Raw genomic sequence first — 17,555 nt, forward strand, 5'->3', positions numbered from 1 at the left:
GCATACGTTTACGTGCGCGTTTCTCAGATTTAACTAATGCTGCAAGATTGAGATTATTCATCGATACTGAAGTAAGGAAATGACGAGCAATTAGATCACATATTTAATGTAAATGGTATTACTTATTCTTGTTTAACCATCTTGTTTAGCCATAAATGAGTGACGAAAACGCCAAGCTTAACTCGCTTGGCGTTTTGTTGAGGATGAAGTTTTATTTATCGTTAGTGAATATGTCGTAATTAATTTGAAATAAAACTATGATAACAACCTACTTTATTATTATTGAGGTTGTTGTGTTGCTGAGTCGGTTATATGGATTTATGCCTGGTTTAGAAACCTTTTCTCGTTACGAGAGAAGCTGGCTTAAAGATGACGTTCGTGCAGGTTTATCTGTTGCCGCCGTCGCTTTACCTGTTGCAATAGCGTACGCACAGTTAACGGGCGTCAATGCAGCAGTAGGTTTGTATTCATGCGTGTTACCGATGCTCATTTACGCCTTATTTGGCACCTCAAGACAACTTATCGTTGGCCCTGACGCTGCAACGTGTGCGGTAATTGCCGCTGTTGTGACGCCACTAGCCGCTGGCGACAGTCTAAAACATTGGCAATTAGTGATGACCATGACCGTTATGACTGGTTTTTGGTGCTTGATTGCGAGTCGATTTAAATTAGGCGTGTTAGCCGACTTCTTATCCAAACCTATTCTGATGGGGCTACTCAACGGTGTTGCCATTACCATTATTGTTGGTCAATTCTCGAAAATATTTGGTTTTACCTTTGATGAAAAATACTTACTTGAACGCCTAGGTGGTGCGCCAAGTTACTTATCACAAACTCACATACCGACATTGTTGATGGCCATTCTGACGGTGGTTGTTTATTTTGTGATGAAGCGGTTAAAACCGACATGGCCAGCATCAATGTTTGCAATTGCAGTAGGTGGTGCATTGGTGTGGGCTTTTCATTTAACCGATTATGATGTGGCGGTTATTGGTAGCGTGGCAGGTGGCTTGCCATCATTTCAAGCTCCTGTGTTTAACATTGGTATTGCGCGTGAATTAGTGATGCCGGCACTTAACTTAGCCATGGTTAGTTTTGTGAGTATGATGCTGACCGCGCGCAGTTTTGCTGCTAAAAATGGTTACGACATTGATGCCGACAAAGAGTTTAAAGCCTTAGGCTTAGCCAATATTGCATCCGCTTTATCGCAAGGTTTTGCCGTGAGTGGTGCAGATTCTCGTACTGCGGTGAACGATGCTAACGGCGGAAAAACTCAATTAGTGTCGGTAATTGCTGCCGTGTTAATCGCCGTAGTGGCGGTGTTTTTAACCGCGCCGTTAGAATTTATTCCCAGCGCAGCGCTCGGGGTAGTATTAGTAATAGCGTCTGTGCACCTTATCGACTTAAAAGCGATTTGGGGCTTACGTTTACGTGATCGCCAAGCGTTTTATTTAGCTTTAACCACTTTCCTCGCAGTACTTTTTATTGGCGTGATCCCTGGGATCACCCTTGCAGTGTTATTAGGATTGTTTCAGTTTCTTCGTACGGTTATGCGACCGACGGATCAAGTGTTGGGGCTGGATGCAAAAGGCATTATTCGCAGCTTAGATAGCAGTGACAAAGCCTCATCGGTACCTGGTGTGTTTATTTATCGGTTCAATTCTCCGTTGACCTATTTTAATGCTACCTATTTTAAGCGCCGTCTACTTGAACGCTTTGCTCGGCAGAACCAACTTGAAACGGTCGAATGTGTGATTATAGATGCGGTACCTTGCTTTACTCATTTAGATCTAAGCGTAATGGCAATGTTGACCGACATCGATGTGTTATTAAGAAAGCGTGGTGTCAGTTTAGTGTTGGCAGGGCGTAAGCGGCAGTTAATTAGCTGGTTTGAACAAACAGATATGGTGTCGGGCGAAGAAGGTATTACTATTCGCTCAGATTTATATCTCGCATTAAAGATGCAACAAAGTCATGTTGCAGCCTGTGAAGCACAACAGCTTGATGATAGTCATAGCGATGATTCAACCGAGACCGTATTAACACATAGTCAAATTTAACCATTAGGTTTACCTGGTACTGTGTGTTAGCTTAGTTTAAGTTTATGAATTTTAATGATTTTAATAAATGTTGTTCATGGCGGTTTTATTCTATAAAATCGCCGAAAATAACCAAGGTATGGCAATCATACTTTGTAATGACGCCCCCTCGAAAATCAGGCCCTTAATTTCCTTTCTGTGCCCTTGAGTAAAGTAAAAAGCGTAGTCTTTCTGTTGGATGTGGCATATATGGTTTCGCAAGTAAGTGAAGCAATGCTGGATGTGATCGCAGATGCGTTAGTCGATAAAGGGTATATCCTTTTATCTGATATCATTCCTGATTATGTAAGTTTAGCCTTGCTTGAAAAAATGCAAGCTCAGCAAGATATTGATTTTAAAAAAGCCGCCATTGGTCGAGGTATTGAACAACAAATCAATACTGAAATTCGCTCGGATAAAATTAGCTGGTTAGACAATCAAGATCATACCGACCGTGAATATTTATCGATTATGAGCCAATTGAAAGATGGGCTAAATCGTCGTTTGTTTATGGGACTGTTTGACTTTGAAAGTCACTATGCTGTTTATGAGCCTGGTGCTTTTTATAAAAAACATGTTGATGCGCTGCATGGCAGCCAAAATCGTATTTTATCGACCGTATTTTTCTTGAATCCAGATTGGCAAGACAGCGATGGTGGCGAATTGATCATTTATGATGAGTTTGATGCACCTTTAGAAGTCGTTAATCCTAACATTGGTACCTTGGTACTGTTTTTAAGTGAACGCTTTCCGCATGAAGTCAGGCCGACCACAAAAACCCGTAATAGTATTGCCGGCTGGTTTAGGGTGAGTAACGCAAATCACGGTTTTTAATTCTATCGTTGGCAAGGGATCGGTCTTTAGTGATTGGTTGTAGCAACAGTAACAGAACAATGTTTTTACGCTATGGATAAAAACATTGTGGTTGCTGGCTGTAAATCTATATGCAGTTAAGGTAATGTAACCTTTTAATAAAAGGAGCGTTAACTTGAGCTGGATTAATAGACAAGATTGCTTATTGGGCGAACATGTTATCTTAGAACCACTGTCTTTAGATCACGTTCCTGGGTTAACTCTGGCTGCCAGTGATGGCGAGTTGTGGAAATTGTGGTTTACGCAAATCCCTGATGCCGATGGCATGAAAGCATATGTTGAGTACGCTTTAGCTTGTGAAAACCAAGGTGAAGCGGTCGCATTTGCAGTGCGTGATAAAGTTTCTGGCAATATCATTGGTTGTACTCGAATTTGCCACTGGGACCAACCTAATCGTAGACTCGAAATTGGCTACACTTGGTACGCTAAATCTTATCAACGCAGTGCTATTAATACCGAGTCCAAGTTATTATTACTCCGCTATGCATTTAATACTTTGGATGCGATCGCGGTCGAATTCAGGACACATTGGCATAATCATGCCTCACGTAATGCGATTGCACGATTGGGTGCCAAGCAAGATGGCATATTACGTAATCATAAAATTCAAGCTGACGGGACTATTCGTGACACTGTAGTGTTTTCGATTATTGAAACCGAATGGCCTCAAGTTGAGCAGTATTTAACTTCTCGTTTAGCGCATTATCAATCGTTAACTTTATCTCCAAATTTCTAAAAACGAAGGGAAACAACCATGAACAAATCTGCTATGTGGGTTTTTACTGTGTCGGCTATATGCATGAGTGTAACTGCACATGCAGAAGATGCTGCAGAAAAAGCATTCACTGATGAACTACTTGAATGTGCAGCGTATTATCAAATTAGCTCGGAAGCGATTGCTGCGATGAATGCCCCACAAATGAAAGCGGTGGGTGATCGTTTAAAAACCTCCGCAATTGATGCCGTGGCGATAGCGGGTAAGTACCGTGCCCCTGAACAAGTTGAAAAAGATGTTGTTGCAGCTAAACAAAAGCAAATTGATAAATTAGCTGGATCGAATAACTTAGGCGCATTGATGTCAAAATACAAAGACTCTTGCAAATCGATTGTAACAGACCCACAGAAACGCTTAGATTATTGGATTATGGCGACCATGTAATGGTTTGTTAGATGTGACATAACCACGTAGAGGTGACTCTCGTGGTTATTTTTTTAGCCATTTCCCTTGTGGTGTTTGGATCATATGCCCAGGTTCCGCTGCTTCAATCGCTTTTTGAGCCGCAAGAGTGGCAATTTTATCAAGGCTAATTTTATTTCTCTCTGCGATGATTTGATAATAGTGTTTGCGTTTGGCATTAACCGTGAGTACTAGTTGTTGTGTTTCAGGTGATGGAATAACAACACCTAAATAACCGTTTGTTTGCTCACCTACTAGTCTGGCTGTTTTGGCTTCTTGCAATGTCATTGCCCAAGCAGTGGCACACCATAATAAACTGGTTAAGCATACGGCAGTGGCTAAAGCGAATCTAGATTTCATCTTGATAACCTCTGCTTAAAATAACTCGTCATTCTCAAGTAAATTATTGAGTTCTTTTTCCACTTTAATTCTAATTTCATGCTCAATTTTAACATTTAAGTTAATGACAATTGGCTTGTCAGGTGGCTCTATCTTTACGGTAGGCGTACAAGCTGATAACCATAACGATGCCATTATGGTGCTGATACTGACTAAATATGTCGATGAATATTTCACGTGGACGATCCTTTTATGCTGCTATTGGACTTTTGCTTCAATTTTGCTTTGTAGCTGATTACCGATCTGAGTACTTTTGTATAATTGAATTAAGTTTTCTTGGTGAGAGTAATTAAGGTGAACAGGGCGCTCAATGTCACGGCTGTTACCTTTTACTGCAATATTAATCTGTGCATCGCCGTTGGGTATCATGTCAAAGGAGCTCGACAATTCAGTATAGTTAAGATGCTCAAGTGCGGTAAAGACTAATCCAAGATAAGGCTGAGATAATTCTAGCTGATCCATTGCAGGATTTCCGGCAACTTCAATTAATCCTCCAGGTGCTCGCGCAGCCAGTTTGCCACCAGTAACAGTCACTTTGCCATCAACCAGTACCGCGGGTAATACGCCATCAAATAAGCCATTGGCTTTAACACCCACTTGCGGTTGCTCTTCTAAGAATTTTTCTAGACTCAACCCTTGTAATAATAAGTATCCATAAGATTTATCATGCAGTTTTAGCACAAACTCAGGTAATAAAAAGCGTCCATCAAGCATGTCGCCACTGGCGGTAAGGTTGATGTTGGTCTCGCTTAACCCTGTAACTTGCTGTAACCAATTGGCCGGTGCTTTATTGCCGTCTTTGTTAAGTTCGATATCGGCATTCAAATTTAAGTTTGTTAGCGATAAACCAAGCTTAGCTTGCTGCAAACTGATTGCGGTTTGTGGACAGACTAATTGACTGTGGGCAAAGTGTTTCTCTGCTGCTGGAGTATTAGGGCGATCGTGAGTTTGCTGCCAGTTAAATTGACATTGGGCAAACACGTCACCACCGTTAAAGGTTTTATCTTCCCATTGACCTGACAAAGATGACAACTGTTGTTGAATTTTCATTTCAAACTGACTGGTGTTGCCTATTTCGCTTAACGCAAAACCTGCGATTAGTTTGCTGTGGCCTTGAATTGTAAAGTTATCTGGCAGGGGTTGGACTTTTTGTAATGTCTTGATTGCTGTTTCAATATCGGTATCAAAAGTCCATTGGCCAGCTAATGATAATGGGCTTTTTTTATCGGCAAATTTAAGTAAGTGATAACTGCTTAAGTTAAGGGTGTCGAGTTGCCATTGTTCGCTACCGACCAGTAATCCTTTGGATAAATTGAGTTGCTGAGTAACCGTAATCTTATCCAGTGCAAGTAGTGGTTGACGGCGACTTTTTCCTAGTTGCTTGGTGATATCGAGTTTATTGATTCGCCAAGCGATGTCGTTGGTTGCAGGGTTTTGTAACCAACGTTCTAGCGACTTGTCGATGGGCTCATCCTGAAGTAACGCTAAGGTTATTCCTTGATTGATAGCAATATCGGCTTTTTTAACCGAGGCCAGTGTAGTCGATAGCTTACTGTTGTCCACTTGAGTAGCTTGTTGAACAATCAATTGGCCAATTTGCAGCGTAAACGGAGATAGATTGAGTTGAGTATTATTTTGTTTGAATGACATGGTCGAGGTGTCATTGAGTACAAGCCCGAATGCTCCCAATTGTGCAGAAGTTTTTTTGGTCTGCTTGGTATGTTGTTCATTCTCACTGTTAATACTGCGCAATATACTTGTGTTGTTGACAGCTACGCTGGAGCTCGGCAGTAATGATAATTCGAGTTGATGTTGTTGCCACTGCGATATTTGACCGACTAGACTGACTTTAGCATCAGACAAAGACAACAGCTCTAACGGGATCTCAGGGAATAAGGCTTTAATATCGATAAGACTTGGAGCTATTGCGGTTACTGGTATTGGTAAGGATACATTCTCACTGGCCGTTACAGTTATATCGTCAGCGGCGAGTGTGTTGATTGGCTGTTGTTCTGTCTTGGCTGTTGCTTCCAGGGTCGACAATGCCATACCCCAATCGAAGTGACTGCTAAATTGTTGATGACTATTGAATGTGGTGTGCGCCAGCTTTAATTTGCTTTGGAGCAATAACCCTTCAATGCTGACGCTTAGGTCAGGAATTGACACCTGCAGAGGTAGATCATCATTTTGCAGCGGGATAACGACTTCAATAGGATAAGCCATATCGACATCGATGCTGGCTAGCTGAGAAGTCGATTTAGGGGTTAATTTGTCAATGATATGAATTATTTGATTGGCGTTCTCACCAGTTAATAATGCAATTAATTTACTTCTGTCGTCTTGTGAGGGCGACAGTTGATAATTTAGCGGTGCAATATCTAGTTTTACTGCGAAGGCATCAGTGGTTTTACTGTTGTCTAGTGAAGCCGTTACAGGGTAATTGCCCAAATTCAACATTGCTTTAACAGGTTGTTGCGGCGAAAAATAAACACTGGGCCACAGTGGTGAGTGCAAAGATAAACCGTCTATTGATTGCTGGCTGCTCATCTCGCCGCTGATTAAGTTAATTTTACTATTGGCCGTCCATTGGCCTTCGATGGTGACTTGTTGTTGACGAATAGGTTGTAGAAGTTGTAATAGCTGCTTATGCAAGCCATAAAGCATATTATTGCTTTGCACTTGTTGTGATTGCTGCTTATTGTTTAATAAGTTTAAATACAGTTCTAACGAATTAAGTCCTTGATAGCTTAGCCCTAAATCAACTAGGGTGTTAAATTGCCAGGCACGCTTGTCTAAGGTGGCATCTAGGCTAAATAGCGGGAAATCATTAAAGCGCCACAAGGTATTTAGTTGACCTTTTTGGGTCAAGGTAAGCTTGTCCATCTTTAAAGTGTGTTGCTGTGGGAGATCTTTATCCAGCACTGGCAGCTTAATGTTAATTTCACCTAACTCAATCGTAGGTAATTTTGCGAGGTTGAGTTGCATCGCCGCTGGTGATTCTTCAGTTTGTTGTGATTGACGAATGAAAAAACTGTCACCTAAATCAACGTACACACTTTGGGTTTTGATGCTAACGATATCGTCGGCGTTGATTTGTTGGTTTTTAAGAATTTGCAGGCTGTCGCGTAGCTCAAGATTAAACTCTTGGATGGCAATATGACTGTCTTCAATTTTTAAGACTAATCTGGGGATCCGAATATGATTAAATGAGACATATTCGGCATCAAAATTAAGCACTTCTATGTGGTTGTCGGCCAATAAGTTGTTGAGTATTTTGACCGTAAGAGGTTTGGCATTTTCAATAATGGCCCACACTAACGCTACCGTACAAAACAGAACAAAGAGTGAAATCTTGTTAAGGGTCGATATGCGCAATAGTGACTCGCTTTATGTTTGCTTGTTCATGGATAACGATGTGCCCGTTAATAATGTCGCTTTTTTCATTTGAATTTGACTACAAGATTGATTAACACGCTCATGGTCATAACTTTATTCATTATCTGATCTTCAACCGAGATACTATGTGTGTCAGCGATTGTTGATTAACCGTCATTTTAGATTGAAATTTTTGGTTGTTAAATAATCAAATCGCCCAATAAACAATTGTTTGCTTAATATTGTGTACACAGAGGATTAATCTTATGTACATTGAAAACTTAATCTTATGCACATCAAAGTGTTAATTAGCTTAGCATGGTATTAGCTGTAGATTGTTAAAATATAATACATTATTAATCTCGGTTTTATGCAGAGAAAACATAACAAAAAAGGCGCTCATTAGCGCCTTTCATTTATCTTAACATTCAAGATAATAAGTTACTGTTATTTATCCAAGCAATGGCTCTACAACCATATGTTGAAGCTCAATAGGTGCAATTGCATGCAGAGCATCCATAGCAGCGCCGACCAAGGTAATTTTACCTACTGATGATTCAACTAATACCGCGCGTTTTATTTCGCTGTATTGACGGTTATTGCGGATTAAATTGGATAAAGCCATTTGCATCGGTTGCATTGATGGATTGAATGCCGCACTTTCAGCATAACGACCACAGAAAGTGGCGCCATCGTTGGTTTCTAATACTACAGCTGCATTGTTATTAGTGTAGGGTGCGTAACTGAGGCCCATTTGATCAATGGCTTCGATGATCATTGGGTCATCTGAATCACAATTAAATTCTTGCTCGCGCTTACATAGCAATGGCACGGTCACATCTAAGTCTGACGGTCCAAACGCATAAGGTAAATAATGCGCTAATGTTTGGGTCTCTTGATTTGGCAGGTGAATATTAATCTTACTGCCATTGACCAGTTCGTTCATAAATTGACGACAATGACCACAAGGGCTGAAATTTACAATAATATCAACAATTTCAGTTTCACCGCTCAACCATGCATGGCTGATGGCACTTTGTTCTGCATGAACACTGTGAAATAACGCTTCACCGGGTAATTCTAAATTAGCGCCCATGTACAAGTCGCCACTGCTACCTTTTGCAATAGCGCCGACATAAAACTCACTTATCGGTGGGTTAGCGAGTGCTGCGGCAATAGGTAATAAATCCATAAGCACTTGTTGCTCTGTTTTACCACTTGCATTAACTAGGCCTGCAAATTGACTTGCATCAATATGACCGCAAAATTGGTCATGTAATAATGGTACCAGCGCATTGGCCAAAGGCTTGTCTAGTTGAGTAATGCTCTCTAAAAAACGATTTTGCATTCCCTTAATCCTTAGATGAAATAAATTGGATAAAAATAAAATTTACTATAACGACTGTAAATATTGATATAGGGCTTTTAATAGCTTTTGTTTGTGTTCATTCTCGCTGGTTTCTTCAACCAGGTTTTCGAGTTTAATCACATAATCGGCATCCGATAAGCGTTGTTGACAGAAATCTCGCCATTTACGGGCTTCACTGTCGCTTAATGTTTCTGGATAATTACGTGCCCGAAAACGAAATAACATTTCATTGATCCGTGGATCATCAAACTGCAATGCTAATGCCGCTAAATTATGTGGTGCGGTATGGCAAATAATGTCTATTTTGGTTTTATCAGCATGGCTGAAAAATCCACCGCTATATAGCATTAAATCAGGATCGGTTATCGCTTTACGATCTGATTCAAGCTCAAATACTTGGTTAAGCTTTTCGCGCAATTCTGGATGGTTTTTTAAGCGTTTATATTGCTCACGTGCGAATGCTTTATCAAACTGTAATTTTTCAGCTACCTCGTCGTCAAGTAATTTTGGCGAACCGATAAAAGGACACTTGTTGAGGTGGATCTGTTTGAGTGGTATCGCGAGCTCGTTTTCAGCTAAATTTTGACGCGATGTATACATGCGGTCGTTGATTTCTTGAGCTGATAGTTCTAATAATGGTGAGATGTCCATGGCCAAATTAATGCATATCACCGCATTTTTATTAGTTGGGTGATACGCAACAGGCGCAATTAATGTAGTACAGCCTTGTAACGCACTAATCTTTGAACTGACATGAACCAAAGGTTGCATCTTTAGGACATCAATATGGTCTGCAACTGCTTGTTTACGTCTTAAATTAAAATAGTATTCGTACAACTTTGGGTGTGTCTGCTTTATCAATTTAGCCATTGCTATAGTGGCATAAACATCTGACATGGCATCATGGGCTTTTTCATGACTTAAGCCATTCGCTTGGGTAAGCAACTCGAGCTTAAAACTCGGTGAGCCATCTTCTTTCTTTGGCCAATTAATTCCGTCTGGGCGAAATGCATAGCAAGCCCGAACCAAGTCAATGATATCCCAACGAGAATTACCATTTTGCCATTCTCTCCCATAAGGGTCGATAAAATTACGATAGAAACCATAACGACTGATCTCATCATCAAAACGTAATGAGTTATAACCCACAACACAGGTGTTGGGTTGGCTAAATAACGTATTAATACGTTTCATGAACTCAGCTTCTGGTACACCCTTAAGGTTGGCCAGTTGAGGGGTTATCCCCGTAATTAATATGGCTTCAGGAGACGGTAAATAGTCAGGCGCGAGTTTGCAATAAAAGGTTTCAGGTTCGCCGATAATGTTGAGTTCTAGATCGGTTCGAATACCCGCAAACTGAGACGGACGATCTTTGCTTGGGTTTGCCCCGAATGTTTCATAATCGTGCCAGAATAACGTGGGTTGAATTGCGTTAGCCATAGTAAATATAAGATCCTTTTCGCGATTAGAACAATGTTAACATTTATCAGCATAAAAAAATGATAATGAGGTAGCCTTCAATATGATTTTTCTAATATAACCTTGTTTACTGATGACTAATGTGGATTTGCTGGTTACAATTTACTGAAGTAACAAAGGAATATTGTATGCATCATCATGTATTTACTCAACCAAGTGTTAGTGAAATAACTCAACCGACGGCGTTGACACTTCGTTTACCAGACAGTGTGAGTGATTTATTAGTACTATCAACGATGAGTAATCCTTTAGTTGAATTTGTGGTTAGTCAAGTTGAGCATAAGCAAACAACACTCATTTTACGTGTCCAACCGTTTTTGACTTTTGCTTTTGAGCATACACCAACAAATATTAAAACGCCGACTCAACCACGATTCGTGGGGCAGGGGATTAAATTATATCCTTCAATGGGAGTTGCTCCACGTGTGTGTATTGAGCAACTCAGAAATGGAGTGACGATTAATATTCACGCTGATGGAGATGTTCATTTTAGCGTATCTGCCGAAGCCCGTTTTGAACTAGTGACGTTAGAAAATGACTTGCGGATATTGAGTGAACCTCAAGCCCTAGTAATGGCTAAAGCGATATTAGGACGTAAGTTTGATTATGATGAGCCTTCTACCATGCTTGCGGTTCACATAAGTGAGTTAGAGCAAGTTCGACGAGAATTACGTGATTATCTTCGGGGCGAGTCGGGCAAAATCCATCCAGGTGTCTCAACTGAGCTACTAAAACTCGATCATTTATTGCAAAATAAGCATCAATGGTTATTACGGACATATCATCAGTCATTAGAGCGTTCAAATTTAGGCCGCTCGTCTAATGAACAATTTTTTAATAATGAACAATTACAACGTAAATTGGATTGTTTTGAACTTTTAGCCCCTAAAGACGTGTCGGAAATGGTCAATAAGCTGTGTGATGACGATCTTTAATTTTTCAGTAACTCTAGAGCCCACCCATGTCTTATATTTGCCCTATTTGTAGCGCACCATTAGTACAACAACAAAATTCTTGGCAATGTGAACAGCGCCATCAATTTGATTGTGCTAAAGAAGGTTACGTTAATTTACTGCCTGTACAAAAAAAGAAAACTAAAGATCCCGGTGATAACAAAGAAATGATGATCGCTAGACGAGAGTTTCTTAATCAAGGCTTTTATCAACCGTTAAGCGACAAAGTAAATCAGTTAGCGCTAGAATTTGCTGGAGATGCTACTAAGGTGCTCGATATAGGTTGTGGCGAAGGGTATTACAGTCATCGATTATTCGAAACGTTGCAATCTGTGGTTAACCCCCAGAGTGAGTTTTATGGTTTAGATATTTCTAAGTCTGCCATTCGCTATGCGGCTAAACGCTATTCTGGGTTACATTTTTGTGTGGCAAGTGCATTTGAAATGCCTTTTGCTGATGACAGTTTTGATTTAGCGATACGTATTTATGCGCCGTCTAAAATTGAAGAGTTACAGCGGGTGATAAAACCAACCGGAATACTCATTACCGTTTCTCCTGGGCCGATGCATCACTATGCGTTAAAAAAGAAAATTTATAGTGAACCCAAATTGCATCCACAAGAGCCTATGGTGTTAGATGGCTTTACTTACTTAGGACACCAAGCGTTAGCCTATTCATTAACATTAACTCGTGCGGAAGATATTGATCATTTCCTTAATATGACACCTTACGCATGGAAATTGAGTGATTCACAGAAGTCTCAGATAATAGAGCAAGGGCTCGAGTGTGAGATAGATTTTAAAATCGAAATTCATAAACGCGAACAATAAACGATCAGATAATTGATATAAATAACTATTTGATGCTCAAAGATAAACCGTTTTGTCATGACACTAATTAAATACCATTGTTTGGTTGATGTTTGTTGACTTATCCCGAAAATGGTTTATAGTTTACTCAGCTTGAAGGTTGGGCTTATATTTATCAATACGAACAGTTTCGTCCTGTAAACATAAGTAATACCGGCATTTTCCAGCTTTACTGCCGTTAAGGCTTTAACTATTTTTTTTTACAGGATTTATATTATGTCTCAAGTTACTGGTGTTGTTAAGTGGTTTAACTCTGATAAAGGTTTCGGATTTATTGAGCAAGAGTCTGGTCCAGACGTATTCGTTCATTTCCGTGCTATCAACTCAGACGGTTTCAAAACTCTTGACGAAGGTCAGAAAGTTTCTTTCACTGTGACTCAAGGTCAGAAAGGTCCTCAAGCTGAGAACGTTTCAATCGTTTAGTATTTAGCTTCGGCTAAGTGTTAAAAGATTTAAAACTGTAGCAATTAATTGCTGCAGTTTTTTTTGTGTTTTTTTTATTTTATCTGCAGTTATCATCACGCTAATTGTCTATCTCATCCCCGTTACTTTCACTCGTGTTTCCACTTTCCACTTTCCAGTTTTGTAAAACGTCCTTGAGCGCTTCATTTATACCTAGTTACTCACCATTAGAGGTTTCTCGTGAAGTTTGTCATTTGTGAGTAAAATAGCTTAAGCAAATTGTACATAGTTTATCACCTGAAAGGATGACAACCAATGCAAGGTATTTACACTAAGCTGGTGTTACCGTTTATGTTTGCAGTTTTTAGTGTTTTATTTTTCGAGTTTTTTTGTGCAGGACTATTTGTGGTTCATTACCGTCATAAGTACATTGTTGCTTGAAAGAGTTCTCTATAATACAGCTTCTATATTATTGGATGATATTGCCACCCAGTTTTACTGGGTTATACCATTGTTTATTAGCAAGGGGTGTTAACCACAAATTAAAAAACAACGGCATTGTGCGTCTAATTAAAATACCAAGTCGTGAGTCATTTTCATTTCGATATCAGTATTGATTAACATCAGTGACAGAACGATTGATATTTGTGAGTTAAGAAAACAAGGTTTCTTCCAAGGTTCGGCCTTTAAGTATTGCTTTATATTGCCACTGGTTAGCAGTAAACAGTTCAAATAACTGAATTTCAATGGCAAAGCTGGATTGCTTCTGGTACTCGATAACATATTGCTCATCACCGATACGCCTTACTTCAATAATATCGTTAAGACCTAATAACTGCTGATGAAGGCTGTCCATGTCGCATTGTTTCATTGTCAGCGTAATAAAGTCAGTCGCTTGGTTGGCTTTAATTGATACCGACTGCTGCAATTTTCCATGTTCTAGATAGACAACTTGGTCGCATAACTTTTCAAGTTCATCAAGGTTATGCGAGCTGATCACAAAAGTTGTATGGTCGGATAACTCTTTGACAATTTGACGAATCTTTTTCGCATTGGCAGGATCTAGTCCCGCTGTTGGTTCGTCGAGTAACACAATTTTAGGAGAACCCATTAGAGCTTGGGCAATAGAGACTCGTTTACTCATGCCGTGACTTAAACTTTTAGGTTTAGCCTCTGCTGAGTCACTTAAGTCGACAAGGGTGAGCACTCTTAATGCTTCTTGCTTTGCTGCCGCTGCTGTCATGCCTTGTAATTGGGCAAAAAACTGAAGTTGCGACACAATACTAAAATTAGGATCCAATGCTGCATCTTGAGGCAATGCCGACAATAGCCCTTGTAACGCTTTGCTACCGGGTTTATGGCCTAAAATGCTAATACTGCCACTGGTTGGTTGGATATAACCACAGAGTAAACTGAACAGCGTTGTTTTACCGGCACCATTGGGGCCAACTAATGCTATAGGAGCGCCTTGTGTAAGCGTTAACGATACAGTGTCGAGCGCAAGTTTATTACCGTATTGTTTAGAAAGGTTGTCACATTGAATGATACTCATAGTGCACTCCTACTCATTAAGACTTTACCAGCAAATAAAATAACCGCAGTTTGCAGTAATGGAATGGGAGCGTATACAAATGAGCCTAATCCTTGAGTATTGATCAAATTGCCTATTTGCGAACCAGGCAGCATCCAGTTCAACCAGCTTAATTGTGGGAAATTCATATTAATTAATGCAATAAATATTGATACTACAGCCCACAAGATAACCGCAAAAATACTGGCTTGTCTTGCTGAGTTTGCATGTAATGACAGTACAGCCATAGCAGCAGTGTAGGGTAATAATACGATTACTAGGTTAACCATTACGATTAAGCTAGTTGTTATTGATGGCAATAACAACGATATATCACGAGATAATGCTAATACGATGGTTGCCAATAACGTTAAGATGATCAACATCAATTGGATAAACATTTGCCCTAAGAAACGACCAAAAAATAAACTTGAACGACTGACTCTTAAGGTTAGAAATCGCAAACTACCACGTTGTTTATCTGAACTAAATTGATCTGCGGCAATAAAAATACTGAACATGGGAAAAAGGTACAGTGCAGCTAACCAGAACACTGCAAACTCTTCAACTGGCCATTCGAACAGATGGCGCAAACTTCCTGGTCCAAAGAGGGCTTCAATAAAGTCTTTAAAGTTTGGCTGCATAATAAATTCAGATGCACTCTTGATAGGGTACAACAATAAAATAGCCCAAATTAACATAAAGGCGATTAAAGAAATCATGCCGCTTTTGTTTGTAAAACGTTTGGTTAGCTCATATTTTGCTAATAACCAAATATGAGTCAGTGTCGATGGAGAGGCGGTACGGTCCATATACTTTTCCTTGCTTAGCTGTTTCGGAAAGCGTTAATTAGTTTAATAGCGACTCTAAGTGCGCTAGCTTCTGTTCTAGCAACTCAACTCTTTGTTCTAATTCTACAATCTTAGAGTCTTGCTGTAACGTTTGTTGAGTGTGATTCGACACGACAATGGCATCACTACTGTTCACATGATAGTCATCAACGTTGCCACTAAAGCACTCAAGGAAGCGGCAATCACGTTTATTCGCTTCTCGAGCAAGTTGTACCACTAAAGGCTTTTCACGCTGGCTTAATGCCAATAATGCTGTTTCAACCTGTGATACATCAGCGAATTCGTGGAGTCGATTAGTGCGAGTTTTGAGTTCGCCTGGTGTTTGTGGACCGCGCAATAACAACACACAAATTATTGCTACTTCAGCACTGCTTAACTGCAATTCACTGAATTCAGTATTACAAAAGCGATGCTTATATTTTACGACTCGACTACCGAAACCAGATTGCTCGCTCAGTAAGCGTTTTTTGGTAAGATCGTCTAATACTGTTTTTACTTGAGACTCGCTCAGGGATAGCACTGGTTCGCGGCTGCTTTTTTGATTACATGCTAAGGCGAGTGAATTTAATGACAGAGGATATTGATCAGGAGTGGTGAGTTCTTTTTCGAGTAAGCATCCGATAACTCTAGCTTCCAGTGAGGTTAATTCCATACACAGTATCCTTTTAATAAAAAGCATGATTCTATTACTTTTATAACAGAGGCATGCTTTTTCTCAAAGGATTGGACTAGTTTACCGAGGCTAATCGATTATTGTTCACACAGTTAGGCGAATACCTTCACTTTCGATAGTGATTTCACCTGCTTTAAATAAACCACCAATTGATTTCTTAAAGGCTTTTTTACTCATGCCGAGTTTGTCATAAATGACATCAGCATCAGTTTTGTCATGTAGTGGTAAAAAACCATTAGCGCTTCGCAATTTATTAATGATCAAACGGGCATTTTTATCTAGCTCGTCTTTATCACCTTTTTGCAGCACAAGATCAATTTTGCCATCACTGCGCATTGTTTTGATATAACCAGTTACTTTTTGACCAAATCGCAATTTTTGGAAAACTTCGTTAGCGTAAATTACGCCCCAATGCAGGTTGTTAATAATGGCTTTGTAACCTAGCTCTGTAGTGCCACCAATGATTAAGTTAACCTGTTCACCTTCGGTGTAATGCGCTTCTGTTTTATCGACAAACTTATCCAGTTTTGACGATGCCATAATACGTTCGTCGGCATGGTTAGCATGGACATAAACTAAGTATGAGTGGCCTTCTTCGGCCGGTTTATGTTGCTCGCCAAACGGGAGTAATAAATCTTTGTCTAAGCCCCAATCTAAAAATGCGCCGAATGGGCCCGTGGCGATTACTTTTAAATAAGCATATTCACCCACTTGAGCTAACGATTTTTGGGTGGTAGCAATCACAATGTCTTCAGAGTCTAGGTAAAGAAACACATCTACCATATCACCGACATTACAACCGGTAGGGACAAATTTATTAGGAAGCAAGACTTGTCCAAGCTCTTGAGCATTTAGATAAACCCCAAAATTAACTTGTTTAACAACTTCTAATGAATAACGTTTACCGATTTGTATCATGAATGACTCTACTTTAATTAAAAATGAAAAGATGATCTTAGGAAAAACACGTAATTATACACGTAAATTAAGCTCACGTTGTGCCAATTAATCGCTATCGAAAATCATTTAGGCTTATCACCTTGTTTGTTGAGGTTTCTGGCAACGATTGTAGATGATTTTTTATGGTAATTAATCGGTAATTAACTTGCATTACACACCATTGCAGGTTTTAATTGCGCCGTTTTTATAAAGGCTGAAAATGTGGTTGGTTATCAATTAAAAAGTGAACTAACTGCAGGCTTAATCAGTAAAATACTTGTTACAGCTGCCAATTGATGTCCAGCAGCTAAAATTTGCATGCTTTATGAATTTCTGCGTAAGATGCTTACTATAAGTAGATGCGAAACATGATAACAATGACGATATGATATTGGGCCAACGTATAGTGCCTTTATTTTGTTTGTCACAGGTTTTACAGCCATAATCATAGTGCTGGATAAACCATTTTATTTCTTGGATAGCCTTATTGTGCTATCTGAATTTTTAACAAGCAGAAGCCACTTTTGGTTAACTGCTAACTTTGATAC

At 39.7% G+C, this 17,555-nt stretch carries 16 protein-coding genes; 7 read left to right on the plus strand and 9 right to left on the minus strand.

Going from position 1 to position 17,555, the window contains the following annotated elements; genetic code table 11:
- Window positions 1-257: 257 nt before the first annotated feature.
- The 4 genes from H5181_RS08175 to H5181_RS08190 all read left to right on the plus strand — a co-directional run bounded on the left by H5181_RS08175 (window position 258) and on the right by H5181_RS08190 (window position 4,110).
- Window positions 258-2,060 carry a SulP family inorganic anion transporter gene (locus H5181_RS08175; RefSeq protein WP_011637097.1) on the plus strand — a complete coding sequence of 601 codons (1,803 nt, stop codon included), beginning with the start codon at window positions 258-260 and terminating at the stop codon, window positions 2,058-2,060.
- Between the two features lie 228 nt (window positions 2,061-2,288).
- Window positions 2,289-2,912, plus strand: coding sequence for a 2OG-Fe(II) oxygenase (locus H5181_RS08180; protein ID WP_041412891.1), 624 nt, complete (start codon window positions 2,289-2,291; stop codon window positions 2,910-2,912).
- A gap of 163 nt (window positions 2,913-3,075) precedes the next feature.
- A complete protein-coding gene (locus tag H5181_RS08185; protein ID WP_123884559.1) occupies window positions 3,076-3,687 on the plus strand; it encodes a GNAT family N-acetyltransferase in 612 nt (203 codons plus the stop codon).
- A gap of 18 nt (window positions 3,688-3,705) precedes the next feature.
- On the plus strand, window positions 3,706-4,110 hold the full coding sequence (locus H5181_RS08190; RefSeq protein WP_059745016.1) for a hypothetical protein: 405 nt from the start codon (window positions 3,706-3,708) through the stop codon (window positions 4,108-4,110).
- 45 nt (window positions 4,111-4,155) lie between these two features.
- Here H5181_RS08190 and H5181_RS08195 read toward each other — a convergent pair whose 3' ends face one another.
- The 5 genes from H5181_RS08195 to sbcB form a co-directional block, all read right to left on the minus strand.
- A complete protein-coding gene (locus H5181_RS08195) occupies window positions 4,156-4,488 on the minus strand; it encodes a YdbL family protein (RefSeq protein WP_123884549.1) in 333 nt (110 codons plus the stop codon).
- Window positions 4,489-4,503: 15 nt separating this feature from the next.
- Complete coding sequence (locus H5181_RS08200) at window positions 4,504-4,662, minus strand: YnbE family lipoprotein (RefSeq protein WP_081430160.1); 159 nt, start codon at window positions 4,660-4,662, stop codon at window positions 4,504-4,506.
- Window positions 4,663-4,725: 63 nt separating this feature from the next.
- Window positions 4,726-7,902 carry a YdbH domain-containing protein gene (locus H5181_RS08205; protein WP_182750749.1) on the minus strand — a complete coding sequence of 1,059 codons (3,177 nt, stop codon included), beginning with the start codon at window positions 7,900-7,902 and terminating at the stop codon, window positions 4,726-4,728.
- 451 nt (window positions 7,903-8,353) lie between these two features.
- On the minus strand, window positions 8,354-9,250 hold the full coding sequence (gene cdd, locus H5181_RS08210) for a cytidine deaminase (protein WP_102036479.1): 897 nt from the start codon (window positions 9,248-9,250) through the stop codon (window positions 8,354-8,356).
- 45 nt (window positions 9,251-9,295) lie between these two features.
- Complete coding sequence (gene sbcB, locus H5181_RS08215) at window positions 9,296-10,711, minus strand: exodeoxyribonuclease I (protein WP_182750750.1); 1,416 nt, start codon at window positions 10,709-10,711, stop codon at window positions 9,296-9,298.
- Window positions 10,712-10,878: 167 nt separating this feature from the next.
- Between sbcB and H5181_RS08220 the strand changes: the two genes are divergently transcribed.
- The 3 genes from H5181_RS08220 to H5181_RS08230 all read left to right on the plus strand — a co-directional run bounded on the left by H5181_RS08220 (window position 10,879) and on the right by H5181_RS08230 (window position 12,995).
- A complete protein-coding gene (locus H5181_RS08220; RefSeq protein WP_011637158.1) occupies window positions 10,879-11,685 on the plus strand; it encodes a hypothetical protein in 807 nt (268 codons plus the stop codon).
- Between the two features lie 26 nt (window positions 11,686-11,711).
- Entirely contained in the window at window positions 11,712-12,533 is an 822-nt protein-coding gene (rlmA, locus tag H5181_RS08225) for a 23S rRNA (guanine(745)-N(1))-methyltransferase (RefSeq protein ID WP_011637159.1), read from the plus strand.
- A 255-nt stretch (window positions 12,534-12,788) separates the two neighbouring features.
- Window positions 12,789-12,995, plus strand: a complete 207-nt coding sequence (locus H5181_RS08230) for a cold-shock protein (protein WP_011637160.1) — start codon at window positions 12,789-12,791, stop codon at window positions 12,993-12,995.
- 631 nt (window positions 12,996-13,626) lie between these two features.
- Here H5181_RS08230 and H5181_RS08235 read toward each other — a convergent pair.
- The 4 genes from H5181_RS08235 to H5181_RS08250 form a co-directional block, all read right to left on the minus strand.
- Window positions 13,627-14,526, minus strand: a complete 900-nt coding sequence (locus tag H5181_RS08235) for an ABC transporter ATP-binding protein (RefSeq protein ID WP_123883434.1) — start codon at window positions 14,524-14,526, stop codon at window positions 13,627-13,629.
- Complete coding sequence (locus H5181_RS08240) at window positions 14,523-15,356, minus strand: ABC transporter permease (protein ID WP_182750751.1); 834 nt, start codon at window positions 15,354-15,356, stop codon at window positions 14,523-14,525. The genes H5181_RS08235 and H5181_RS08240 overlap by 4 nt, the downstream gene beginning before the upstream one ends.
- A gap of 37 nt (window positions 15,357-15,393) precedes the next feature.
- The gene (locus H5181_RS08245; protein ID WP_182750752.1) at window positions 15,394-16,047 is read right to left on the minus strand and encodes a YceH family protein; all 654 of its coding nucleotides are present in this window, start codon (window positions 16,045-16,047) and stop codon (window positions 15,394-15,396) included.
- A gap of 105 nt (window positions 16,048-16,152) precedes the next feature.
- A complete protein-coding gene (locus H5181_RS08250) occupies window positions 16,153-16,986 on the minus strand; it encodes a S1 RNA-binding domain-containing protein (protein ID WP_011637164.1) in 834 nt (277 codons plus the stop codon).
- Window positions 16,987-17,555 lie beyond the last annotated feature (569 nt).

This window comes from Shewanella sp. SG44-2 (assembly GCF_014164215.1).
In the GTDB taxonomy this organism is placed as follows: domain Bacteria; phylum Pseudomonadota; class Gammaproteobacteria; order Enterobacterales; family Shewanellaceae; genus Shewanella; species Shewanella frigidimarina.